21 protein-coding genes and 2 pseudogenes are annotated in these 22,087 nt (G+C 60.3%); 9 read left to right on the top strand and 14 right to left on the bottom strand.

What is annotated here, in order from left to right:
- Position 1: 1 nt before the first annotated feature.
- From GGD53_RS13145 to GGD53_RS13095, 11 genes are all read right to left on the bottom strand, one after another.
- On the bottom strand, positions 2-727 hold the full coding sequence (locus GGD53_RS13145) for an amino acid ABC transporter ATP-binding protein (RefSeq protein ID WP_184456577.1): 726 nt from the start codon (positions 725-727) through the stop codon (positions 2-4).
- On the bottom strand, positions 705-1,364 hold the full coding sequence (locus GGD53_RS13140) for an amino acid ABC transporter permease (RefSeq protein WP_184456575.1): 660 nt from the start codon (positions 1,362-1,364) through the stop codon (positions 705-707). The genes GGD53_RS13145 and GGD53_RS13140 overlap by 23 nt, the downstream gene beginning before the upstream one ends.
- The gene (locus GGD53_RS13135) at positions 1,361-2,032 is read right to left on the bottom strand and encodes an amino acid ABC transporter permease (protein ID WP_184456573.1); all 672 of its coding nucleotides are present in this window, start codon (positions 2,030-2,032) and stop codon (positions 1,361-1,363) included. The genes GGD53_RS13140 and GGD53_RS13135 overlap by 4 nt, the downstream gene beginning before the upstream one ends.
- A 76-nt stretch (positions 2,033-2,108) precedes the next feature.
- Positions 2,109-2,894 (bottom strand): transporter substrate-binding domain-containing protein, encoded by a 786-nt coding sequence (locus tag GGD53_RS13130; RefSeq protein WP_184456571.1) that lies wholly within the window; start codon positions 2,892-2,894, stop codon positions 2,109-2,111.
- Positions 2,895-2,898: 4 nt separating this feature from the next.
- The gene (locus GGD53_RS13125; RefSeq protein WP_184456570.1) at positions 2,899-3,648 is read right to left on the bottom strand and encodes a GntR family transcriptional regulator; all 750 of its coding nucleotides are present in this window, start codon (positions 3,646-3,648) and stop codon (positions 2,899-2,901) included.
- Positions 3,649-3,874: 226 nt separating this feature from the next.
- Positions 3,875-4,645 (bottom strand): amino acid ABC transporter ATP-binding protein, encoded by a 771-nt coding sequence (locus GGD53_RS13120; protein WP_184456568.1) that lies wholly within the window; start codon positions 4,643-4,645, stop codon positions 3,875-3,877.
- Positions 4,646-4,657: 12 nt separating this feature from the next.
- Positions 4,658-5,317: an amino acid ABC transporter permease gene (locus GGD53_RS13115; RefSeq protein WP_184456566.1), complete on the bottom strand. Its 660-nt coding sequence runs from the start codon at positions 5,315-5,317 to the stop codon at positions 4,658-4,660.
- Positions 5,318-5,322: 5 nt separating this feature from the next.
- Positions 5,323-5,985, bottom strand: a complete 663-nt coding sequence (locus GGD53_RS13110) for an amino acid ABC transporter permease (protein ID WP_184456564.1) — start codon at positions 5,983-5,985, stop codon at positions 5,323-5,325.
- Between the two features lie 157 nt (positions 5,986-6,142).
- A complete protein-coding gene (locus GGD53_RS13105) occupies positions 6,143-6,982 on the bottom strand; it encodes a transporter substrate-binding domain-containing protein (RefSeq protein ID WP_184456562.1) in 840 nt (279 codons plus the stop codon).
- 357 nt (positions 6,983-7,339) lie between these two features.
- Positions 7,340-9,523 (bottom strand): DUF1217 domain-containing protein, encoded by a 2,184-nt coding sequence (locus GGD53_RS13100; protein WP_184456560.1) that lies wholly within the window; start codon positions 9,521-9,523, stop codon positions 7,340-7,342.
- Between the two features lie 212 nt (positions 9,524-9,735).
- Positions 9,736-10,383 (bottom strand): TetR/AcrR family transcriptional regulator, encoded by a 648-nt coding sequence (locus GGD53_RS13095; RefSeq protein WP_184456558.1) that lies wholly within the window; start codon positions 10,381-10,383, stop codon positions 9,736-9,738.
- A 162-nt stretch (positions 10,384-10,545) separates the two neighbouring features.
- Between GGD53_RS13095 and GGD53_RS13090 the strand changes: the two genes are divergently transcribed.
- The 8 genes from GGD53_RS13090 (at position 10,546) to GGD53_RS13055 (ending at position 18,575) form a co-directional block, all read left to right on the top strand.
- On the top strand, positions 10,546-11,415 hold the full coding sequence (locus GGD53_RS13090; protein ID WP_184456556.1) for an EF-hand domain-containing protein: 870 nt from the start codon (positions 10,546-10,548) through the stop codon (positions 11,413-11,415).
- A gap of 321 nt (positions 11,416-11,736) precedes the next feature.
- Entirely contained in the window at positions 11,737-13,029 is a 1,293-nt protein-coding gene (locus GGD53_RS13085; RefSeq protein ID WP_184456554.1) for a flagellar hook protein FlgE, read from the top strand.
- Between the two features lie 13 nt (positions 13,030-13,042).
- The gene (gene flgK, locus GGD53_RS13080) at positions 13,043-14,503 is read left to right on the top strand and encodes a flagellar hook-associated protein FlgK (RefSeq protein ID WP_184456552.1); all 1,461 of its coding nucleotides are present in this window, start codon (positions 13,043-13,045) and stop codon (positions 14,501-14,503) included.
- A 2-nt stretch (positions 14,504-14,505) separates the two neighbouring features.
- On the top strand, positions 14,506-15,552 hold the full coding sequence (locus tag GGD53_RS13075) for a flagellar hook-associated family protein (RefSeq protein WP_184456550.1): 1,047 nt from the start codon (positions 14,506-14,508) through the stop codon (positions 15,550-15,552).
- Between the two features lie 10 nt (positions 15,553-15,562).
- Entirely contained in the window at positions 15,563-15,937 is a 375-nt protein-coding gene (locus GGD53_RS13070; protein WP_184456549.1) for a hypothetical protein, read from the top strand.
- Between the two features lie 151 nt (positions 15,938-16,088).
- Positions 16,089-16,982 carry a DUF6502 family protein gene (locus tag GGD53_RS13065; RefSeq protein WP_184456548.1) on the top strand — a complete coding sequence of 298 codons (894 nt, stop codon included), beginning with the start codon at positions 16,089-16,091 and terminating at the stop codon, positions 16,980-16,982.
- Complete coding sequence (locus GGD53_RS13060; protein ID WP_184456547.1) at positions 16,979-18,076, top strand: DUF5666 domain-containing protein; 1,098 nt, start codon at positions 16,979-16,981, stop codon at positions 18,074-18,076. Before GGD53_RS13065 ends, GGD53_RS13060 begins: the two co-directional genes overlap by 4 nt.
- 250 nt (positions 18,077-18,326) lie before the next feature.
- Positions 18,327-18,575 (top strand): hypothetical protein, encoded by a 249-nt coding sequence (locus tag GGD53_RS13055; RefSeq protein WP_184456614.1) that lies wholly within the window; start codon positions 18,327-18,329, stop codon positions 18,573-18,575.
- Between the two features lie 43 nt (positions 18,576-18,618).
- Here the strand turns inward: GGD53_RS13055 and GGD53_RS13050 are convergent.
- Positions 18,619-18,744 (bottom strand): annotated as a pseudogene (locus GGD53_RS13050) (type II toxin-antitoxin system VapC family toxin); the annotation flags it as partial.
- Positions 18,734-18,984 (bottom strand): annotated as a pseudogene (locus GGD53_RS13045) (type II toxin-antitoxin system VapB family antitoxin). The pseudogenes GGD53_RS13050 and GGD53_RS13045, both read right to left, overlap by 11 nt.
- Before the next feature lie 234 nt (positions 18,985-19,218).
- Between GGD53_RS13045 and GGD53_RS13040 the strand changes: the two are divergent.
- Positions 19,219-21,036 (top strand): methyl-accepting chemotaxis protein, encoded by a 1,818-nt coding sequence (locus GGD53_RS13040; RefSeq protein ID WP_184456546.1) that lies wholly within the window; start codon positions 19,219-19,221, stop codon positions 21,034-21,036.
- Positions 21,037-21,079: 43 nt separating this feature from the next.
- Here GGD53_RS13040 and doeB read toward each other — a convergent pair whose 3' ends face one another.
- A complete protein-coding gene (gene doeB / locus GGD53_RS13035) occupies positions 21,080-22,087 on the bottom strand; it encodes a N(2)-acetyl-L-2,4-diaminobutanoate deacetylase DoeB (RefSeq protein WP_184456544.1) in 1,008 nt (335 codons plus the stop codon).

The following is a 22,087-nucleotide window of genomic DNA, read 5'->3' as shown; positions in this document are numbered from 1 at the left end:
ACTAGTTGACCCCGAGGAACTGCTTCAACTCGGCAGTCTGCGGATCGGCGAAGACATCCTCCGGCCGGCCGGCTTCATGGACACGGCCCTGATGCATGAAAACGACGCGGCTGCAGACGTCGCGGGCGAACCTCATCTCGTGCGTGACCATCAGCAGCGTCATTCCCTCGGCGGCAAGTTCACGCACGACGGCCAGAACTTCGGCGACCAGTTCCGGATCGAGCGCCGAAGTAATCTCGTCGCAAAGAAGGGCGGTTGGCTGCATGGCGAGCGCGCGGGCGATGGCGACGCGCTGCTGCTGTCCGCCCGAGAGCTCGTCGGGATAGGCATCGAACCTGTGGCCCAGACCTACCCGCTCCAGCATCCTGCGGGCGGTCGCTTCCGCTTCGGCCTTGGGTGTCTTTTTGACCACCGTTTGCGACAGCACGACGTTGCCGCCGGCGGTCAGATGCGGAAAAAGATTGAATTGCTGAAAGATCATGCCGACCTTGAGGCGCAGCGCCTTCAGATGGACTTCGTCATCGAGAAGCTGTGCGCCGGCCACGGAGATGGAACCGCTGGTGATGGTCTCAAGACCGTTGATGCAGCGAAGCAGGGTCGATTTGCCCGAACCGCTCTTGCCGATAATGGCGATGACCTCGCCGGCTTCCACATTGAGGTTGATGCCTTTCAGTACCTCGTTGGATCCGTAGCTCTTGCGGACGTCAGTGATTTCGATGAGCGACATTGAGTTTTCTCTCCAGGATCTGGCTGCTTTTCGACAAGGGCCAGCAAAGGGCGAAATAGATGAGCGCCACAAGCCCGTAGACGGTGAAGGGCTGGAAGGTGGCATTGGTGACCACGGTGCCGGCCTTCGACAATTCGACGAAGCCGATGATCGAGGTCAGCGCCGTGCCCTTGATGATCTGAACGGAGAAACCAACGGTCGGCGGTATGGCGATCCTCAGCGCCTGCGGAAGGATGACGTAGCGCATCTGCTGCAGACGGCCCATGCCGAGGCTGGCGGAGGCTTCCCATTGCCCCTTCGCAACCGCTTCGACGCAGCCGCGCCAGATCTCGGTGAGAAAGGCGGCGCTCCATAGGATCAGCGCCAATCCCGCGGCAAGCCAGGCCGGGACGTCTATTCCAAAGAGGCCGAGACCAAAAAAGGCGATGAAGAGCTGCATCAGCAGCGGCGTACCCTGGAAGAGCTCGATGTAATATTTCGCGAATGCCCGGCCGGCCTTGCGCCTGCTGATACGCAGGAACAGCAGGCCCAGGCCGACCAGGCTGCCGCCGACGAACGAGACGAGCGAAAGAAGGATCGTCCAGCGGGTGGCGAGCAGCAGGTTGCGCAGAATGTCCCAGAGCGTGAACGTGATCATCGTGCTGCTCTCCTCGGGAAAATGAACCAGCCGATCAGGCCCAGCACCTGCCGCAGCAGGATCGCCAGCGCGAGATAGATTGATGTCGAGACGATGTAGGCCTCGAAGGCTCGGAAGGTTCGCGATTGGATGAAATTCGCGGCGAAGGTCAGATCCTCGGCGGCAATCTGCGATACGACCGCCGAGCCGAGCATGACGATGACCACCTGCGACGACAGCGCCGGCCAGATGCGCTGCAGCGACGGTACGAGCACGACGTGGCGGAAGGTCTCGAAGCGCGTCATGGCGAGGCTCTCGCCGGCCTCGAACTGGCCTTTCGGCGTTGCCTGAATGCCGGCGCGGATAATCTCGCAGCTATAGGCGCCAAGGTTGACGACCATCGCAAGGTTGGCGGCTGTCAATTCGGAAAGGTGGAGGCCGAGCGACGGCAGGCCAAAAAAGATGAAGAAAAGCTGGATCAGGAACGGGGTGTTGCGGATCAGTTCCACATAGGCCGCAATGACCGGCTTCAGCCAGACCCGGCCGAGCGCCCGCACCCAGGCGCAGACGATGCCGAGCGAAATGCCGAGCACACCGCCGATCGCGATAAGCTCCAGAGTGATCAGCACACCCTTGATGATCTCGGGATAATATTGAAGCAGCCAGCCGAATTCGAAATGGTAGCTCAAGGAATGTCCCCTCTTGCGGTGACGGAGGGCATGTCATCCCGCGGAGGCGGGATGACATGCGCGAGACCCGGTTTCCTTACAGATCGGACGGCAGACCGGCGCCGAGCCACTTTTGCGAAATGGCATTCAAGCTGCCATCGGCTTTGGCGGCGGCGACGATGCCGTTCACCTTCTCCAGAAGCGCGGACTGTTCCTTGTTGAGGCCGATGTAGCAGGGCGAGTTCTTGATGAGGAACTTCAGCTCCGGGCGTTTGGGAGGATTTTTGGCGAGGATCGCAGCCGCCACGACGTTGCCGGTGGCGATGATGTCGACCTGACCGGACAGGAAGGCCGAGATAGTGCCGTTATTGTCCTCATAACGTTTGATCGTCGCATCGGCCGGGGCGATCTTCGTCAGCTCGAGATCCTCGACGGCGCCGCGCGTGACGCCGATGCTCTTGCCGGCGAGATCTTCCGCCTTGGCGACCGAAAGATCGGCCGGCCCGAACACGCCGTTGAAGAAGGGCGCATAGGCGACCGAGAAATCGATCACCTTTTCGCGCTCCGGGTTCTTGCCGAGGCTCGATATCACGAGATCGACCTTGTTCGTCTGCAGATAGGGGACGCGGTTGGCACTCGTGACCGGCACGAGCTCGGCTTTGACTCCAAGCTTTTCGGCAATGAGATTGGCCATGTCGATATCGTAGCCCATCGGCGCCATATCGGTACCAACGCTGCCGAAAGGCGGGAAATCTTGCGGGACTGCGACACGCAGCGTACCGCGCGCCGTGATGTCGGCGAGCGCATCGGCGTGAGACGGCGAGGTGAAGCTGAAAGTCGCGGCCAGGGCTGCGATTGCGAAGAAGATTCGTCTTGTCAGCATGTGTTCATTGCTCCTTTGAAGGTGTGATTTTTGGGTGTGGCTGCTGGGAAATGGAGGACGCGGTCCTGGGCGGAAGCGACAGCGAACTGCGCAGATCCGAAAGTGGATCCGAGCGCGCCGTCAGGTCGAGGCCCATTTCCACTTCATCAAGATGTTCGACGGAGAGCTGCGCAGCTCTGACGAAATCACCTGTCTGCATGGCTTGGAAAATACGGCAGTGCCCCTCGTGCGACTGCGCCGCATGAAATTCGGATTGATAGAGCATCGAAATGAGGATCGTCCTCGCGGTCAGGTCGCGCAGGATGTCAGCGATGATGGTGTTGCCGCTCAATTCCGCGATGCGGATATGGAAATCGCCCATCAAATAGGTCAGGCGCTGGCGGTCGCCCGCCGCCATCGCGTTCCGCTCCTCGTTCAGATGGGTAGCGAGAGCCTTGCATCCCTCCTCTGTCAGCACGGCCATGCTGCGCAGCAATCCCGCCTCGACGACACGCCTCGCCTCGTAGACGGCGATCGCATCCTCAGCGGACGGCTCGACGACGAACCAGCCGCGCCGGGGGCTGACATGCACGATGCCGCGCGTCTCCAGACGCATCATCGCTTCACGAACACGGGTTCGCGACACGCCGAAGAGCGCCGCCAGCTGATTTTCGCCAAGCCGCGTGCCCGGCCGGATCTTGGCAGAAAGGATCCCGGAGACGATCGTTGCCTCAATGGATTTCTGCGCGGTCTCGGATGTGTGGCTCTCTTGCATACAAGACAGCAAGCAAAGCCCGTGCCAAAAACCCCGCGCTCAGGCTTTTCAAACCGCCCCGGATTTTTGGTGGAAAATTTGCCTGCCGGGAATGCAGACTGAACGTAAATTGTGCAGGCGCTCTCCCTCCCCCGACATTGGCCCTCTGGCCGATGCCGCCGCTCAAGACCCCGCCCGACTTGAGGCGACGCCGGCGATCTGACGGGGCGAGCCCGCCATCGCCTTTTTAGTTGAAGCTCGAGGTTTTGAGAAATTCCGCCAACCGTTCGGTCTTCGGGCGCACGAACATTTCCTTGGGATCGCCCTCCTCGCAGATGATGCCCTGGTTCATGAAGATCACGCGGGACGAAACCTCGTAAGCGAAACGCATCTCATGGGTGACGAGCAGCATGGTCATGCCATCGGCGGCAAGCCCCTTGATCACCTGCAGCACTTCGCCCACCAGTTCCGGGTCGAGCGCGGAGGTCACCTCATCGAACAGCATCAGCCGCGGCGACATGGCGATGGCGCGGGCAATTGCGACACGCTGCTGCTGGCCGCCGGAGAGCTGTCCGGGATAATGGCTGGCGCGGGCGGCGAGGCCGACCCGGTCGAGCCATTTTTCAGCAATGATGCGGGCGTCCGGCTTCGTCATCTTCTTCACCTTGACGAGGCCGAGCATGACGTTTTCGGCAGCACTCATATGCGGGAAGAGATTGAACTGCTGAAAAGCCATGCCGGTCAGCGCGCGCTGGCGCGCAATCTCCTTCTCGCTCTTGCGCCGCCGCGTCGCGCCGTCGACGTGATAGCCGATCTCCTCGCCGTCGAGTCTGATCGTGCCGCCCTGGAATTCCTCGAGCATGTTGACGCAGCGCAGCAAGGTGGTCTTGCCGGAGCCGGACGAGCCGATGATGGAGATGACCTCGCCTTCCTGCACGGCGCAATCGACGCCCTTGAGAACTTCGTGGATACCGTAAGTCTTGCGCAGACCCTTGATGTCGAGAATGGTCTTGGCCATCGGGAAGTCTCCTCAGGACGGCAGGGCGGTCTTGCGCTCGACATATTTGCCGAAGTGCTCGATGCCGTAGTTGACGATGAAATAGAGACCGCCGGCCAGAAAATAGAACTGGAGGCTCATGAAATTGCGGGAAATGATCTCTTGCGTGCGCAGGAGAAGCTCCGCGACGCCGATGACGGAGAGCAGCGTCGAGGCCTTCACCATCTCGGCCGCCGTATTCACCCAGGCCGGCAGACACTGGCGCATGGCCTGCGGCCACAGCACCGAGGTGAACGTCTGGGTAAAGGTTAGGCCGATCGCCTTGGCGGCTTCGGTCTGACCCTTCGGGATCGCCTGAAGCGCGCCGCGCACGATTTCGCCGACATGGGAAGAGCAGAAGATGGCAAGGGCGAGGACGCCAGCGGAGAACGGTCCGAGATCGAGACCGACCGCGGCGGAGACGTAATAGCTTGCCAGCACGAGCACGAGCACCGGTGTGCCGCGGATGATATCCGTATAGGCACGCACGAGGAGACGTAAGACAATGCCGCCGTAAACCAGTGCCAGGCCGACAAAAACGCCGAGAACGGAGCCGGCGAGAATGGCCAGCAGCGAGATCGACACGGTCATGGCCATGCCGTTCATGATGACGTAACGGGCGATCCAGAGTTGTTCGAGAAAGGTGTGAGACATCGGAACTATCTCGGCAGGGCCAGACGGCGCTCAATGAGGCGCATCAAGGCGGCGATGAGGAAACAGGTCGCGACATAGAGGGCTGATGTAACCAGCCATGTTTCTATGACGCGGAAGCTCTCGACATTGATCTTGCGGGCGGCAAAGGTCAGCTCTGGCACGGCGATCGCGGCGGCGAGCGAGGTGTCCTTGAAGAGCGAGATGATCGTCGAGGAGAGCGATGGCAGCACGTTGCGCAGCATCAGCGGGGCGATGATCGAGCTGCGGATCTGCATTGCCGTCAGGCCGATGGCGAGCCCGGCTTCCGTCAGTCCTCTCGGGATCGACAGCAGTCCGGCGCGGAACACCTCGGCCAGATAGGCGCCGGAATAGAGCGAGAGAACCAGCACGAAGCTCTTCATCTTGTCGAGGCGCAAGCCCATCTGCGGCAGCGCGAAAAAGGCGAAAAGCACCAGGACGAGAATCGGCAGATTGCGAATGACGGTGACGTAGACGCGCGCCGGCGCGAGCGCGAAGCGGCTCCTCGACGTCAGCGCGAAAGCCACGATAAGGCCGATTGCGGCCCCGATCAGGATCGAGATCACGGCAAGGCCGAGGCTGAGAGCAAGTCCGCTTAAGAGAAAGTCGAAATTGCGCCAGACGGCAGCGAAATTCAGCGTGTAACCCATGCGGGTCCTTTCAGACCGGAGCATGATGCCGAACGTGCAAGCGGTTCGAACGGCGTCATCCTCTAACCATTCACTTCAGAACCGGAAGATTAGGCCGACCAGACCTAAATCATTCCGTTCCAGCGGAGCGGGATTAAACTCCCGCCCCGCATGGCGGTTACTTGAATTCGACCGGAAAACCGATCTGCGGCGGCGTCAGATCTTTGCCGAACCAGGTCTTGTAGGATTTGGCGTAAAAGTCGAAGTCGACACCGGTCATCGCTTCGTGAAGAGCGGTGTTGACGAAGTTCAGCCAATCCTGATCACCGCGCTTGACGGCGCAGGCATAGGTCTGTGGGTTCCAGCCGTAGCCGGCGTCCTTGTAGCGGCCCTGGTTCTGCGTCATGTACCAGGCGAGCGACGACTGGTCCGTGGCGGCGGCATCGGCGCGCCCCGACTCCAGCGCCTGATAGATCAGGTCGACGGATTCATACTGGTCGACGGTCGCCTCCGGCAATGCGGCGTGCACCATAGCTTCGGCATAGACGTTCTGGAGAACCGAGATGGTGACCGAGGAGCCGGCAGCCTTCAGGGCGGCATAATCGGCATATTTTCCGTCCGCCTTGAGCATCAGGCCGACGCCCTCACGATAATAGGGAATGGTGAAGGCAACCTGCTGGGCGCGTTCGCCCGTAACAGTCATGAACTGGCAGGTGATATCGACCTTATCGGTGGTGATGTTCGGAATGCGGGCGTCCGACGACTGGTTGACATATTCGATCTTATCCGGATCGCCGAACAGAGCCTTGGCGACGATGTGGCCCATATCGACATCGAAGCCCTGAAGCTTGTCGTCCGCGCTCTTGAAGTGCCAGGGCGCATTGGTGCTGCCTGTGCCGAGCACGAGATGGCCGCGGGCCAGCACTTCGTCGAGCTTGCTGCCCTCGGCGAGCACAGGCGTCGACACCAAGGCGGCGACGGCCAGCGACATCAGGCCGGCGCGAAAGGAAATGATCATGGCGTTCCCCTTGTAGATGTTTCGATGATCCAATATACTGGACATCTGTCTGTTTTATTGGATTTCGATATCAAGTGCCATCGGCGGTGAATTGTCAATGGGGCATGCCGAAAAAACGCGCAGCAGAGTGCTTGGCGATTTTTTTGGCAGCGCAGCATTTTCCGGTTGGTTTTCGGTAGCGCTCGCAGCAGCGCCGACAGCCTCTGGCGGCAGGATATAGGAAGCGGAAGACCTTCAGGCACCGCAACAGGCGTCATCGCCGCGCAGACCGGCGTGCACACGAATATTCACAGGGCCTTGATGGATTTAGCCACGCGGTCTCTTTTTTGAAGGGGCGTTACCCGCCGGAGAAGCGACTCAGCCGCTTTTCAATTGTGCCATCGCAAGCAGCGTATCGGCGCTGATCGTCGCCGAGCCGGTCAGGATGGAAAGTGCCGTGGACGTGGTGCCGGTGCCGTTGGCCATATCGTACATGGCGGTAAAGCGCTTGATCAGATCGTCGACCTTGTCCGGATCGGCGAGGTCCTTGATGTTGATGAAATTCTCGATCATCTCGGCCTGCTTGTCGACGTCCATATTCGAGACATAGCTGGACAGGTTGAAGCTCGTGGTGAAAAATTCGAACAGCGCGCTGTCGCCCAAAATGTCATAGGCACTCGAAATTTCAGGCGCCTTGCGTTCGAAATAGAGTGCAAGGCGCACGCCGGTGTTGCTGTCGCCCTGATCATCCTCGAGCGTCAGCCTGACATAGGCGTCGACCGTCTCCAGGACGTCGCCGCGCTGCTGCACCGCCCCGCTGGGATCGGCCGAGATATTTCCGTCCTGGTCAAAATTGAACGAGCCGACCAGTTCGGCGAAGCGGTTGTCTTCGAGCTTGTTGACGTAGCTGTCCTCGTCGTCGAGGTCGGAGGAAAACATCTTCTCCAGATCTTCCGACGTGACGTCCTCCGGATCCAAGCCCTTGGCCTCGAGCGCAAAGGCAACCAGCCGGTCGTCGGCGAGAAACTCGCTGGCAGAGGTGATCGTCGCCATCTGGTCGCGGAAATAGGTGATCTCCTCATCCGCGGCGTCGGTCGCCTCGGTCAGCTCATCGCCTTCGAGATAGCGGATCTTGTTCTGCTTGTAATAGGCGGCATAGTCGTCGACGACGGATTCCGACATCGCCTGCAGCGGGACGGTCACATCGCCTTCGCTGTCGAAGTTGAAGGCATTGCGAAACGCTTCGAACCGATCGTCCTTCAAGCTGTTGACATAGCTCTTCGGATCGCTGGGATCACTTTCGAGGATCTTCCGGACTTCGCTTTTCGAGACCTCGCCAGAGTCTATGCCAAAGGCCCGCAGCGCCATCTCCCATAATTCAGGGAGATCGTCGTTGTCGTCATCGTCATCATCGCCGTTCGACACCAGGAAATCGTCGATCGAGGTGACGCTGGCAATGCGCGTCGTATAATTGTCGACCGCATCTTCCGTGTCGGTGTTTGCGATCAGCACCTGGTAGTTTTCATCGAAGGCCGCCGTGGTCGCGGCCGTCTGTTCTGACGTCTGGGCCGTGTCGCCGTCGGCAAGCGCGCCGTCCTCATCGAAATTGAAGGCGTCGTGCAGGTCGGACAAGCCAATCGCGTCGGCGGTGTCGGCGCTTTTCAGGGCCGCGGAGATGAAGTTGTCTGTTTCGGTGTCGGAAAGACCGTAGGCCGTTCTGAGATAGGACACCAGCTTGTCGTCGCTCATTAATTGATCGACGGAGGTGATGTTTCCGATCTGTGCAGCGAAATAAGTATCATAAGCCTCCCCGGTCTCGGTGGAAGCGATCGTCGACGACGCCACGGCATAAGCGCTTGTCACCAGCGATAGCTGGTCTTCCGACATCACCTCGCCGTCGACCGAGCCGTCCTCGCTGAAATTGAAAGCCTTTGCCAGGCTGACATAGACATCGTCGTCGAGCTGGTTGACGAAACTCTCGGAGTCGTCGAGATCGCTGGTCAGAACACTCTTCAGAAAGCTGGTCGAGGTGTATTCGGTGCTGAGGCCGAAAGCCGTCAGCACATAGTTCTTCAGCCGCGAACTCGACAGCAAATCGTCGACCGATGTGATCGACGAGATATTCTCCTCGAAATAATCGGTCTCATCCTCGATGTTCTCGGCCTCGGTATCGAAGGACTCTTCGTAAGCGTCGAGCAGGCTGTCCCGCTGCGCATCCGATTGCGCCGTCTTCGTCTCGCCGGAGAATTTGAAGGCGGCGGCGAACTCGGCATAACGACCGTCGCTCAAGCTGTTGGCAAAACTCGATGAATCACTGAGGTCGCTCTCCAGCACCTTCTTCATGAAGGCCTTGGCATAGGTCATGTCTTCGAGGCCGTAGGCCTTCATGGCGTAGGAGTAGAGCTTGTAATCGCTCATGAACTCGTCGACGGTGGTGACCTTGTCGATGTTTTCCTTGTAATAGGCGCTGTCGCGGGCAACCGTTGCCTGGGACGCCACGCTGGAGAGACTGGCGTTGAGATTCCGCGCGACCGCGAGATAGCTTACATAGGTTGAAACCAACGTCTGTCCCTTCCAATAGGCACGGCGGTACCGCGCGAAAGCCTGCCGGCAACCACGGCGAACTTCTGATCTTTGCTGGGATATCGTCGCCGGTCATGGCGAGGCACAGCCACGGACATGCGGCCGAATCGACTTAATGGAACTCTATAGTTCTATAAATCATTCAATCGGGAATTGGAAGCTTGAAATGGAGGGATCTCTCCACCATCAGTTCAAGCGGCGCCGACGCCGGCGGCGAAGATCGCGATGCAGCGGTGAAGATGGGTCAGCATCAGGCTCCGGTCGGGCCAGGCCTGCGTGCGGCCTTCCGGCGGGCCCATGCCGCCAAAGATCATATCCATCAGCATGCGGGCGCCGCTCTCCGGATCATCCAGCGACAGCCTGCCTTCCGTCCGGCGATCACTCAGCCAGTCGGCGAGATGCTGCCGGCTGGCGAGTATGCCTTCGCGCTGGAGAATGTCGATAAGCTCGGGAAACTGCGCGGCTTCGCGAAAGACGAGCTGCAGGAAACCGGCGCGTTCCGCATCCGTATCCTCATCCATGTCGATCATGAAGATACGCTGGAGACTTTCCGAAATCGGAATATCTTCGGCAGGCTGCGGCAGGTCGAGCATCAGCCGCCGATGCGCGCCGACGACGGCGGCAAACAACTCTTCCTTGCTCTGAAACAGCTTGTAGAGCGTCTGCTTCGAAACACCCGCCTCCGAGGCGACGACTGCGGTCGTGCTTCCGGCATAGCCGTATTTTACGAAAACGCGGCGGGCGACCTCGACGATATGCGTCCGCTTGTCTTCATCGCTGGAGACTTTAGGCCGGCCTCTTTTGCGCGGCTCATCTGCGGGCTCGTCGACGATATCCATGACGATCAGACCGCTTTGCCGACGCGCATGCCAACGATCGCGAGAAGCAGCCTGTTATTTCTGAGGGATGATTTTTTCGGTTGTGGCATTAGTAATTTCGATTTAGAGAACTCATAAGTTCTGTAATGCGTTGCATCCCCACCCTCAAGCGATGGAGCGCTTATGACGACCATTTCGGCCGCCACGTCAGTCTCTTCCTATTCGTATAGCAAGAGCTCGACATCCGCATCCCAGGACATCCTATCCTGTAGTACGGTTTCAGCGAAAAAATCAACCGCAAGCGGGCAGCTCGACGAAGACACGTCCAGCAGCGCCGACAAACTGATGGCCCAGCTGATGACGCTGGCAATGAACCGTTTCGACCAGTCCGGCTCCGCCGGCGAAGGGGACGGCGGTACGGGCATGGATGTTGCTGATCTGGATACCGACGGCGACGGCTATGTGAGCAAGGCCGAGTTCGTCGCGGCCCGACCGTCCGATGTCAGCGAGGATCAAACCGGAACGCTGTTCGACAGCTTCGACAGCGAAGGCGCCGGTTCGCTGTCGGTCGATGCACTCGCCGAGGCGATGTCTGCCCAGCGGTCGGAACGTCCCGATGGCCCATCCCCGCCGCCGCCAGGCGACGATGATCAGTTGGCGTCCATGCTCTCCGATCTCGATACCGATGGCGACGGACTCGTCAGCAAGGACGAATTCGTCGCAGGCCGTCCGTCCGATGTCAGCGAAGATCAGGCAGGAACGCTGTTCGACAGCTTTGACAGTGAGGGCGCGGGTTCGCTGTCGGTCGATTCGCTGACCGAGGCCATGTCCGCCCAGCAGTCGGAACGTCCCCAGGGACCGCCGTCGTCCGAGGACGAAGACCAGTTCGCCTCCCTGCTTTCCGATCTCGATACGAATGGCGATGGGGTAGTGAGCCTCGACGAATTCATGGCCGGCAAGCCTGACGATGTCACTGAAAGCCAGGCGAGCCAGCTCTTCGATCTGCTCGACACCTCAAGCACGGGCTTACTGTCCACAAAGTTTGCGGCCTGACGCGGCAAGCAGTCGTCGCCACGCGGTTGCTGGAGGACTGCAATGGCGACGGTGTGAAGCGGCCCGGCAGTTGAGCCGGCGGAGCCTTCGGCTGGGCCGCTTCTTGATTCTGAAATCTTTGAATGGTGTGCCGTATCAGGCGCACGATGTCACGCGCGGATGAACCGACGCGACGAGAGCCATCACGGGGTCAGTCCAGACAATCAGATCATCAACCGGAGCCGGCCTATGCCCGGCGCCTGACGATATCTTGCGCCCGCAATCCGGGCCCTGGAAGCCTGTCGTCACATGGCATGTTCCCAAACCTTTAAGGATCAAGCCATGAGCATTTTTGGAAGCATGAAAACCGCCGTCTCCGGCATGAGCGCGCAGGCAAACCGGTTGAGCACGGTTTCCGACAACATCGCCAATGCCAGCACCACCGGCTACAAGGCCGTTTCCACCTCCTTTTCGTCGCTGGTCCTGCCCTCTTCCTCGGGCAATTACAATTCCGGCGGCGTTCAGACATCGGTGCGCCAGTCGATTTCTGAGCAGGGCGACATTTCCTACACGACCTCCGAATACGATCTCGCGATTTCGGGAGACGGCTTCTTCATCGTCGAAAGCGCCGACGGCACGCCGGTGCTGACCAGGGCCGGCGACTTCTCGGTCGACAGCGACGGCAATCTCGTCAACAGCGCCGGCTACACGCTGATGGGATATTCCTATGATTCAGGCGTGCCGGCCGTAGTCGTCAACGGGTTCGACGGGCTGGTGCCGGTCAACGTATCCCAATCTGGCCTAAGCGCGATCGCTTCGACAAGCGCCTATTTCAGCGGCAACCTGAATTCCGAGGCGACCGTCGTCACCGATACGACGACGCTGCCGAGCGCCAACACGTCAGGCGTCACGGACGATACGCAGAAGATGTCGCTGGTTGCCTATGACAGCCTCGGCGCCACCGTCCAGTACGACTATTACTTCACCAAGACGGGTGTCACGACCGATGTGAGCGGCGCGGTCACCGGCAGCACGTGGGAAGTCGCGGTGTATCGCAATGCCGATGCCGCGACCGGCGGCACGACCTCCTTCCCCTACTCCTCCAGCGCGGTCAGCGTCGCGACACTCTCCTTCGACGCCGACGGCCAGCTGACGTCTGCGACCGACACCGACATCGTCGATCCTGTCACGGCAAAGACGATCGATATGGACTATTCGGATTTCACCCAGCTTGCCTCCGACTTCTCGGCAACAGGTTCCGCCGACGGCCAGGCCGCAAGCGCGGTGAGCTCAGTCTCGATCGGCACGGACGGCGTGGTGTCGGTCTCCTATGCCAACGGCACGACGAAATCCCTCTATCAGATCCCTCTCGCGACGGTCGCAAGCCCCGACAATCTGACGCTGCTCAGCGGCAACGTCTACACCGCCAACGGCATGTCCGGCGTCACCGTCACCGGCTTTCCGCAGACGAACGGGCTCGGCTCCATCCAGTCCGGCGCGCTCGAAAGCTCGAATGTCGATCTCGCCGGCGAATTGACCGAGATGATCGAGGCGCAGCGCAGCTACACCGCCAATTCGAAGGTGTTTCAGACCGGCTCCGACATCATGGATGTCCTCGTCAACCTGAAACGATAGAGGGAACGCCTGGATGTCGCTCACGTCAGCCTTGAACAGCGTGCAGAGTATTTTCAACAATACCGGTCAGCAGAGCAGCGTCGTCTCGACCAACATCGCCAATGTCGGAAATTCCGACTATGTCAGGCGGGAGGCGTCGATTACGACGTCTCTTTCCGGCGCTCAGGTCGTCAGCATCAGCCGGGCCCAAGAAACTGCGCTGCTCGCCCAATACCTGCAATCCAACGCCAAGGACAGCGCCCAGCAGACGCTCGTGACCGGCCTCGAAAGCCTGCAGTCGCTGATGGGCGGCAATGACTACGAGACATCGCCGAGCACCTATCTCGCAGCCTTCCAGGAGGCGCTCCAGACATATGCGACGTCGCCGAGCAATACGACCGCCGCGCAATCGGCCGTCACCGCCGCGCAGGATCTCGCCAACTCGCTGAATACCGCGAGCGACGGCGTCCAGTCGATCAGGGCCGAGGCGGATGCGGAGATCGCCACGCAGGTCTCCACGCTGAATACGCTGCTGTCGCAGTTCGAGGCGGCCAACAACGCGGTCAAGCTGGCGACATCGACCGGCGCCGATACATCCTCGGCGCTCGACGAGCGCGAGAAGCTCCTGAAGCAGATCTCCTCGATCGTCGGCGTCACCTCCGTCGTGCGCGACAATAACGACATGGCGCTCTATACCTCGGACGGCACCGTGCTGTTCGAGACCGTACCGCGCACCGTCACATTCGCGTCGACGGCAACTTATGTCGGCGGAACCGAGGGCAATGCCATCTATATCGACGGCGTGGCGCTCGATGCCGGCGAGGGTTCGACGACGAGTGCCTTGGGCAGCCTGCAGGCGCTGCTGCAGCTCCGCGACGAGATCGCCCCGACATTCCAGGATCAGCTCGACCAGATTGCCAAGGCCCTCGTCCAGGTCTTCTCGGAAACCGACGGCAGCACGAGCGCGCCGGGACTTTTTACCTGGACGACGGCATCGGGGACAACGGGAGAAACACCGTCTGATACCGATGATATTACCGGGATTGCCTCCACCATCGCGGTCAATCTTGCCGTCGTCACGAGCGAAGGCGGCGATGCGACCAGGCTGCGCGACGGAACGATCAGCGGCATCACCAGTCTCAACACCTCCGGAGATAGCGGTTTCTCCGACAATCTCGATGCCCTCTATACGGCGCTGACGGAGCAACGCTCCTTCTCCGCCGACGCCGGTCTCTCCACGACGCAGAGCTTGACGGACTATGCCAGCGGCTCGATCGGCTGGCTCGAACAATATCGAAGCGACGCGACATCGGCTTCCGAAACCACGGCCGCCGCTCTGTCTCGCTCCGACGAGGCTTATTCCAACGAAACTGGCGTCAATCTCGACGAAGAGCTGACGCTCCTTCTCGACATCGAACAATCCTACAAGGCAGCGACGAAGATCCTGAACGTGATCGACGAGATGTTCCAGTCGCTCCTCGATATAGCGAGCTAATCATGAAAGCCTCTTTTGTCTCATCATCGGCGATGCAGAGCGTACTCAGGCTCACCATCAGCCAGTCGCAAAGCAAGCTGCAACAGGCCTCGACGGAGGCGACGACGGGAACCTACGCCGATATCGGTGTCTCCCTCGGCGCCGGCGCCGCGAAGTCGATCAATCTCACCAGCGCCATCGCCCAGACGGACTCGTTCAAGACGAGCAATTCCGTCGTCGCACTGCGCATGGAAGCATCGCAAACTGCTCTTTCGAGCCTCAAGGATGCTGGCGACAGCCTGGTCACCAACCTGACCGCGCTCCAGGCAAGCCAGGATACGACGAGCATCGCCGTTGCCCTGCAATCGGCCAGTTCCACAATTTCGCAGCTGATCTCGACGGCAAACACATCGGTCAACGGCGAATACCTGTTCGGCGGAACGAACCTCGACAGCCAGCCCCTGACCGATCAGTCGTCCGCAGTCTCGGATACGATCGTCACGGCGCTCACCGATTATGCAACCGGTCTCGGAAAAAACGTCAACGAGCTGACGGGCGAGGAAATCGGCAGCTTCATCACCGATACGGTCGAGCCGATGTTCTCCGAAAGCAGCTGGGCGGACGCTTCGAGCGGCTGGTCGAGCGCATCGAGCACCGACATGACCAGCCGGATCAGCGCATCGGAAACCATCACCTCGTCGACCACCGCCAATTCCGAAGGCATGCGTTACCTGGCACTTGCCTCCGTCGTCGTCTCCGCCCTCTTCGGCCAGGATCTGAGCTCGGACGCGCAGAGCACCGTCGCATCCAAGGCGATAGGCTACGCGGCCCAGGCGACTTCGGGCATCGTGACGCAGCAGAGCGAGCTCGGCCTCTCGCAGGAGCGGCTCGAAAAGGCAAATGACGCGCTCGACGCCCAGTCGAGCCTGCTGCAAGGAAAGCTCGTCGACCTGCAGGGGGTCGACACCTATGAGGCTTCGACGCTCGTCAACCAGCTGCAGACACAGCTGGAAACCGCCTACACGCTCGTCTCGAAACTCCAGAATCTCAGCCTGGTCAACTATCTCTGACGGATTGAAAATGCGCGAACTCAAGCGGCCGCAGATACCGGCCTTAAGAAACGAGCCAAACACGTCCTGCTCCGAAATCGTGGCGGAAGCAGCCTTCGCGCTTGCCTCCGGCATCATCGATACGATCCCATTCGTCGGTTGCAAGCTCGACGAGCAGCAGGTGCGGGCGTGGCCGCGATCAGGTGTCTTCACCGATGACGGCGTCGAAATGACCACCACGCCGCCTGAAATATTCGAGCTTTGCGAGCTGCTGGCAGGCCATATCGAAAAGGGTGCGGCATTCGACGTCTTCGAGGTTTTCCACAAGATTGCGCGGATCGACCGGCTGATCGACTGGAGCCACGGGGCGGTGCTCTCGCCCGAGCCCCATCCGGTAACGCATTGACAGAAGGCGCGAAACATCTTCCCTATGGCGGCACGATCGCGGCCAGGTTGGCAGGAAGTGCGGCGTAGGCCGATCTTGCATGGGCTACTCCGTTGCGGCATTCCGGACTTTGTCATAGGAGAGTGAAGGCGGCTATCGAAGTCTGCCGGCAATGGTCTTTCAGAGACCGAGTGTGTTCTTGATGTCGAAGCCGCGCGCGAAGCTACCCTTCTCCGAAGAGACCTTGCAGGCCATGCTCGTCCGCGTGCTGCGTCCGCTGGTGAAGCTCGCACTCGCTTCCGGCTTCAACTTCACCGCCTTTTCGGCCATTCTTCGCCGGCTCTATATCGAGGTTGCCGAAAAGGAATTCGCGCTGCCGAACAAGCAGCAGACGGACAGCCGCATCTCGCTTCTGACAGGCGTGCATCGCAAGGACGTCAACCGGCTACGCGGACAGGAGATCTCGACATCGTTGCTGACTGTCGGCGTCTCGCAAACGAGCCGCATCCTTGCCCGATGGCTGGCCGACCCGCTCTATTGCGATGCCGAGGACAGGCCGAGCGCCCTGCCCCGAACCACAAGCGACGGCAGCCCTTCATTCGAAAGCCTGGTGAGCGATATCACCAAGGATGTCCACCCCCGCTCCATCCTGGACGACTGGCTGGACAGGGGCATCGTCGTTCTCGATGAGGACGGCCGCGTCCGGCTCGACCTCTCATCGATCGTCCCGAATGCCGGCGACGACGCCCGCCGGCATTATTTCACCCGCAACCTTCGCGACCACGTGCAGGCCTCCGTCACCAACCTGATGAATGACCCTCCGCCCTATTTCGAACGCGCGGTTCATTATGACGGCATATCTGCCGCGCTCGCCGCCCGGCTCGATGCGCTCGCGCGCGAGGAAGCGATGGCGCTGCTCCTGAAGCTCAACAAGGTCGCCCATCAGGCGATCAAGGAGGATCCCGGCGGCAACAGCCGCTGGATCGCGGGGCTCTATGTCATGACCGAAGAGGGTGAGACGGGTCTCCAGGCAGGCGCCGCTTCCAAGACGGAGGCGGACGAATGAGCCCGTCGATGATCTCGAGAAGACAGTTTCTGCTGGCCGGCATAGCGCTTCAGACCTTGAAGCCGGGATTTGCCGCCGCGCAGTCGACCAGCACCAACGATCATGGAATCGGCGGGTCCGGCACCTCCATCCAGGGCGGCGGCGAGAATGAAGACCACGGCATCGGCGGAACCGGCATCGTCGGGACCATCCAGGGTTTTGGCAGCATCATCGTCAACGGCATCCACATACCGTTCAGCGCGACCACGCCGATCGAGATCGATGGACGGCGTGTTCCTGCAAGCGCGATGAAGGTCGGCCATGTCGCGCGGGTGCTGCTGAAGGGAAAGCGCGCCGCCCGCATCACGATCGTCAGCGAGGTCCAGGGCCGCATCGACCGGTTGAGCAAGGCTTCGATAACCATCCTTTCGCAAACCGTCGACACATCCGGTCTGGCGACGAAGGGCCTGCGGAAAGGCAAGCGGGTCGCCGTCTTCGGCATCCGCAAACCAGACGGCACAATCGTAGCCCGGCGCATCGAAACCCGCTCCGTCTCGGATGGCGCTCATGTCCGCGGCGTCCCCGTCAAGAGCGGCAATCGCGTCCTGATCGGCGGCCTTTCGCTCGGAGGCGCGCACCGCCAATTGGTCGGCAAGCAAACCGTCGTGCATCTCAAGACAGCGGCTGATCGGTTGGCGATCACCCGCATTCAGCCCGAACCGGTAGTGCCGGGCCTCAAACGCGGTACCGTCAATATCGAAACTTTCCGGGCGAGCGACAAGGACGGACCGAGGTCAGGTCCCGGGGGTTCGCCACCTTTCGGATCGATGCGGCTATCCCCGGATGGTCACGGCTTCGTTGATATCGGCGTGCGGGATTCGAACAGACTGACCGACTTTCCAAACCCGCATCCTCCCGGGGGCATCGATTCCCGGCCGCCACGCGGCTTCTGGGATGGTCCGCCGCATGATCACTCGCCCTTTGGCAGAGCCGGTCCTGACGGCTTTTCCGGCCCGGGCGGACCGGGACCAGGGCCCGGGGCGGGGCCGGGACCGAATGGTCCGCCGCCGGGGCCGCCGCCTGGACCACCACCGGATTTTCCGGGCCAGCCCTGACGGTGTAACTGAACATTTGACAAATGGGAAAATTTCCCATTTATTGGCCCTGCGATCCTTCGTTCGGATGATTCCGAAATAGGGCTTGCCGATTGGCTAACGGGTACCGCCCCACACCCGCTAGCCAATCGTTGATCTCCCATTGCCCGACCGTCAAACACCGCGTTCCCCGAGTAGCCTCACCATGGATGGCTCCCTCCGCCCGAAGGCCTATCCGAACCAAACCCTCGTCGCCCAAGAGGAACAGACATTGCTTTTGCTGGAACGCAAACCCGAGATGCCGATGGAGATGGACGAACCGAACATCGTCACAACCTGGGAAAACCGCACGCAAATCATCGAGATCATGCATCGCGCCCGCGAGATGAGCCAGGAATTCCAGGATCTCTGGAATAATAGCGGCGGAATGGGCCGACTCAGCCAGGACGATACGGATAAGCTGATCGAGCTTCTGCGGGAAATCGGCGACCTGAATGAAATGCTGAAATGCCTGGCCTAGCGGACAGGCCGGTAGGGACGTCAGAAGTCCCATGGAGAAATCAGGCGATCGTCACGATCGACAGGGCCAATTCAGAATCATGACGGACAGGCCAAGCGATCACGGCTTCGTTGGGCGATTTTCTAAAAGGTTCCGAAACAACATTGGTATCGAGAAAATCAAAGCTCAATGTCCTTATGAAGCTGCTTGCCGTCCTTGATGACGGCTTCAAGATCGATGTCCGTCCCGCTTTACTGAGAAAGCCGGGGCATAGAAAGGACATCGCCGGCTCTCGCTCGGCTCCGCGTATTTCATAGGATTCCAGAGCCCGCTCGACAATGTCGGCTATCGAGCGATTTTCGCGGCGGGCTAGACGGTGCGCTAGATCCCGCGCCTTTGCGCTGCGTACGGAAAGCTGCGGTTCGGCCATCTGATCTCCTTGCAACGAACATAATGTTTTCCGCGCCAGCCATCAAAGAAGATGGCTGGCTGAACAGCTATAGAGCTGATCATCCCAATTTTGGACGGCTGCTCGATCCTGGACAGTTAGTCGACTTCGCATCCGAATAAGAAGTTAACCATATTTCAGTGTTCTCGCGAAATAATGACATACGTAGATCAGGCATCTCGAAGAAGAGAAGCAAAAAGTTATTTGGAGAGAGTCTTGGCATTTACCATTGCGCGCAGCCTGGTGGCGTTTGGCATCGCCGTTTCAGCCGGTCTTTTCATGTCGATTGGATTGCAGCAATCGGCGCTTGAAAGGCTGAAGGTCAACGGCCCGGTTTACGAGCAGGTCGTCTACGGCAAGGATCTCATCGCCGATATATTGCCGCCGCCCCTCTTCGTGGTCGAATCCTACATGCTCTCCTTCGAGGCGAGCAAATTCCCCGAACTCACCGATACGAATCTCGCGAAGATCGCCAATCTGAAAGCCGCTTACGACGACCGCCGCGCCTATTGGAAGTCCACCCGGCTGCCGCAGGCTTTGAAGGACGAGCTTGAAAACGATGTGCTGACCAAGGGCGATGCATTCTGGGACGTGATGAACCGCGAGATTATCCCGGCGCTGAAAGCCAAGGATGAAGACAAGGCGCACGGCGCGATCGAGCAATTGCGCGTCGCCTTCCATACGCACCAGGATGCTGTGGAGAAGCTCGTCGCAGATTCCGACGCTTTCCTGAAGGCCGAGGAAAAGAACGCAGCTTCGGAAATCGTGACCTGGACGATCTGTGCGGGCGCTGCCGGCTTCGGCTCCTTCGCTCTGCTGCTGGCGGGGCTCTATCTCCTGCGCCGCCGGGCAATCGTGCCGCTCGACGGCATGAAGGCCTATATGCGCAATCTTGCCGAGGGCGATTTTTCAACCGAAGTTCCCTATGCGAACCGTTCAGACGAGATCGGCGCCATGTCCAAGGCAGTCGCGGTCTTCCGTTGCAATGCGCTGGAACGCCAGGACGCGCAGAAGCGCGAAGCGGCCCTTCGCGATGCCGAATTCGAACGCGAGCGCAGCCAGATGGCCGAGAAGGCGGCCGAGGAGCGGACACGCGAAACGGTTATCAACGAGTTGACATATGGCCTGGACCAGCTGTCGCACGGCAATCTTGATTGCCGTATCACGACATCCTTTGCCGCCGCCTATGAGAGCTTGCGCGCCAAGTTCAACGACAGCATGAACGCGCTTTCCGCCTCGATGGCGGAGGTCGCCCAGACCTCCAGGCAGGTCGGCAGCTCCTCCGCCGGCATCACGAATGCCGCCGACAGCCTTGCATTGCGTACCGAACAGCAGGCAGCGATGCTTGAAGAGGCTACGAGCGCGCTCGGCGAAATGAACGCCAAAGCCAAGGACGCTTCGAACCATGCCGGCAAGGCGACCGGCATGATGGCCGAGACGCGCAGCAGCGCCGAACATTCGGCCGCCATCGTTCGCGATGCGATCGCTGCCATGCAGGAGATCGAAGGTTCGTCCGCCCAGATCGGCGAGATCGTCAACGTCATCGACGAGATCGCCTTCCAGACCAACCTTCTGGCGCTCAACGCCGGCGTCGAAGCCGCCCGCGCGGGCGAAGCGGGCAAAGGCTTCGCCGTTGTAGCGCAGGAAGTACGTGAGCTCGCCCTCCGTTCGGCCAATGCCGCCAAGGAGATCAGATCTCTGATTTCCACGTCATCGTCTCAGGTTTCCACCGGCGTGGAGCTTGTCAACCGCACCGGCAAGGCGCTTATGGAAATCGAAGGCCAGGTCGAGCAGGTCGCCGGCCTGATCGCCCGCATCGTTTCGGTTTCCTCCGAGCAGGCGGTGGCGATCGGGGCAATCAATGCCTCCGTCAATGCGCTCGACGAGGTCACACAGCGCAACGCCGCCATGGCCGCGGAAACCGTCTCAGCCTGCCGCGCGCTCGGTGGCCAGACGCAGACGCTGGAAGGGATTGTCGGTCGCTTCCAGACCGATGCGGCAGCTGCCGGGTCAAGAGCGCGGAAGGCAGCTTGATGTTGATCGGAAGATGACATTCATCTCACGCGCCGCCGTCGTTTCAGTTCGTCACAATCGCCACGACCCCAACGCAATCGCCTGATTTGACCAGGCCTGGGAAATGCCGCGCACAGAGAATACCGTCCATGGCGGCACGGATCTCGCGCGGCGCCTCACCCGTCCTGCCCGTCGGATAGATGCGAGCGATGACGGCATCCTTGGCGACCGCTTCACCGAGATCGATCGCGGGTTCGATCAATCCGCCTTGTTCAGCGAAAGAGAAACAGCGGCCATCCGGCATATCCAGCCAGATCGTTGGCCCGGTATCGACGGCGCCGGCGACGATACCGGCATGCCGCAGCACGTTCATGGTGCCGCGTTTGGCGATCGCCGCACTTCTGGCCGTGGCGGTACCTCCACCGCCCAGCTCGGTCGTGATGAAGATCTTGCCCATTTCCTCGGCCGCCGTGTCATACATGCCGACCGCATCGATCTCCAGCATCTTCATCGAATAGGGTGCGGCAAAGGCTGTCACGAAATCGAAAGCCTGCGCCTCCTGTTGTTTGTTCGGCAGGATGTGCGCTGCGCAGAACGGCAGAAAATCGAGCGTCTTGCCGCCGGAGTGGAAGTCGAGCACGAGATCCGCCATCGGCAGAAGCACACGCTGGAAATAATCGGCGATCTTTTCCGTCACCGTGCCGTCCGGACGACCCGGGAAGCTGCGGTTCATGTTGCCTCTGTCGATCGGCGAGGTCCGGGTTCCCGCAAGGAATGCTGGGTAATTCATTGCCGGCACGATGATGACAGCGCCGCTCACCTCCTCTGCCCGCAGCGAGCGGGCGAGATCGAAAAGCGCAATCGGTCCCTCGTACTCGTCGCCATGATTGCCGCCGGTCAGGATCGCCGTCGGTCCCTTGCCGTTCCTGACGACCGTTATCGGAACCATCACCGAGCCCCAAGCGGAATCGTCGCGGCTGTAGGGCAGCCTCAGGAACCCGTGCTGGACGCCTTCGGCGGCGAAATCCACCGTCGCGCTGATCGGCGACGGCCGCAAGCCAGTCTCTGTCAT

Source organism: Rhizobium aethiopicum, assembly GCF_014197535.1.
GTDB classification, from domain to species: domain Bacteria; phylum Pseudomonadota; class Alphaproteobacteria; order Rhizobiales; family Rhizobiaceae; genus Rhizobium; species Rhizobium aethiopicum_A.
The sequence above is the reverse complement of the archived record's forward strand: the minus strand, read 5'-3'. Positions and strand labels throughout refer to the sequence as shown.

What these genes read in the sequence shown, in the direction of transcription:
- GGD53_RS13145 (WP_184456577.1), bottom strand. Translation starts at nt 727, where the DNA reads ATGTCGCTCATCGAAATCACTGACGTCCGCAAGAGCTACGGATCCAAC.
- GGD53_RS13140 (WP_184456575.1), bottom strand. Translation starts at nt 1,364, where the DNA reads ATGATCACGTTCACGCTCTGGGACATTCTGCGCAACCTGCTGCTCGCC.
- GGD53_RS13130 (WP_184456571.1), bottom strand. Translation starts at nt 2,894, where the DNA reads ATGCTGACAAGACGAATCTTCTTCGCAATCGCAGCCCTGGCCGCGACT.
- GGD53_RS13125 (WP_184456570.1), bottom strand. Translation starts at nt 3,648, where the DNA reads ATGCAAGAGAGCCACACATCCGAGACCGCGCAGAAATCCATTGAGGCA.
- GGD53_RS13120 (WP_184456568.1), bottom strand. Translation starts at nt 4,645, where the DNA reads ATGGCCAAGACCATTCTCGACATCAAGGGTCTGCGCAAGACTTACGGT.
- GGD53_RS13115 (WP_184456566.1), bottom strand. Translation starts at nt 5,317, where the DNA reads ATGTCTCACACCTTTCTCGAACAACTCTGGATCGCCCGTTACGTCATC.
- GGD53_RS13110 (WP_184456564.1), bottom strand. Translation starts at nt 5,985, where the DNA reads ATGGGTTACACGCTGAATTTCGCTGCCGTCTGGCGCAATTTCGACTTT.
- GGD53_RS13105 (WP_184456562.1), bottom strand. Translation starts at nt 6,982, where the DNA reads ATGATCATTTCCTTTCGCGCCGGCCTGATGTCGCTGGCCGTCGCCGCC.
- GGD53_RS13095 (WP_184456558.1), bottom strand. Translation starts at nt 10,383, where the DNA reads ATGGATATCGTCGACGAGCCCGCAGATGAGCCGCGCAAAAGAGGCCGG.
- GGD53_RS13090 (WP_184456556.1), top strand. Translation starts at nt 10,546, where the DNA reads ATGACGACCATTTCGGCCGCCACGTCAGTCTCTTCCTATTCGTATAGC.
- GGD53_RS13085 (WP_184456554.1), top strand. Translation starts at nt 11,737, where the DNA reads ATGAGCATTTTTGGAAGCATGAAAACCGCCGTCTCCGGCATGAGCGCG.
- flgK (WP_184456552.1), top strand. Translation starts at nt 13,043, where the DNA reads ATGTCGCTCACGTCAGCCTTGAACAGCGTGCAGAGTATTTTCAACAAT.
- GGD53_RS13075 (WP_184456550.1), top strand. Translation starts at nt 14,506, where the DNA reads ATGAAAGCCTCTTTTGTCTCATCATCGGCGATGCAGAGCGTACTCAGG.
- GGD53_RS13070 (WP_184456549.1), top strand. Translation starts at nt 15,563, where the DNA reads ATGCGCGAACTCAAGCGGCCGCAGATACCGGCCTTAAGAAACGAGCCA.
- GGD53_RS13065 (WP_184456548.1), top strand. Translation starts at nt 16,089, where the DNA reads ATGGTCTTTCAGAGACCGAGTGTGTTCTTGATGTCGAAGCCGCGCGCG.
- GGD53_RS13060 (WP_184456547.1), top strand. Translation starts at nt 16,979, where the DNA reads ATGAGCCCGTCGATGATCTCGAGAAGACAGTTTCTGCTGGCCGGCATA.
- doeB (WP_184456544.1), bottom strand. Translation starts at nt 22,087, where the DNA reads ATGACAGAGACTGGCTTGCGGCCGTCGCCGATCAGCGCGACGGTGGAT.